At 72.2% G+C, this 687-nt stretch carries 1 protein-coding gene and 1 pseudogene; both read left to right on the top strand.

All coding sequences use genetic code 11. The features are described from left to right. Window positions 1-392 (top strand): serine hydrolase (locus A9Z05_RS05670; protein WP_141723370.1); only part of this gene is annotated, 392 nt, incomplete at its 5' end. Beyond that, a pseudogene (locus A9Z05_RS05665) lies at window positions 389-687 on the top strand (MFS transporter); the annotation flags it as partial. The gene A9Z05_RS05670 and the pseudogene A9Z05_RS05665, both read left to right, overlap by 4 nt.

The raw sequence follows: 687 nt of genomic DNA, 5'->3' as shown, positions 1-687 counted from the left end.
GGCCGTCGGGCGGCGCGGGCATGGTCGGCACCGCACACGATTGCCTGACGCTGCTCGATACGTTGCGCACGGGCCGCGACGGCTGGCTCGCACCGCGCTGGATCGACGAGATGGCGCGGGTGCAGCCGGGCGCGCGCGACTTGCCGGATGCGCCGGGATTCGGTTTCGGGCTCGGCTTTTCGGTGCTGCACGATCCGGCAGCCGCGCAGTCGCCGGAGTCGGTCGGCACCTGGCGCTGGGGCGGCGCATACGGGCATGCGTGGTTCGTCGACCGTGCGGCCGGGCTGACGGTCGTCGCGCTGACCAATACGTTGTACGAAGGGATGCACGGGCGCATCGTCACCGACGTGCGCGATGCGGTGTATGGCGTCGACGACCGGAGCGCGGCATGAGCGAGTGCGTATCCGCTTCCCCGTCCGTTTCCGCGTCCGCGGCCGACCGGGCCGGACTTGCCGCGGGTTCATCTGCACCGGGCCGTGCGCGCCTGCCCGTCGCGAACCTGCTCGCGCTTGCCACCGCCGGCTTCATCACGGTGCTCACCGAAGCCCTGCCGGCCGGCCTGCTGCCGCTGATGAGCGCGGACCTGCGCGTGACCGAGGCGCTGATCGGCCAACTGGTGACCGTCTATGCGCTCGGCTCGATCGTCGCGGCGATTCCGCTCGTCGCCGCGACGCGCGCGATGCGGCG

This window comes from Burkholderia sp. A2 (assembly GCF_001729305.1).
GTDB classification, from domain to species: domain Bacteria; phylum Pseudomonadota; class Gammaproteobacteria; order Burkholderiales; family Burkholderiaceae; genus Burkholderia; species Burkholderia sola.
Note: the sequence above shows the minus strand (reverse complement) of the source record. Positions and strands in the feature narration are given on the sequence as shown.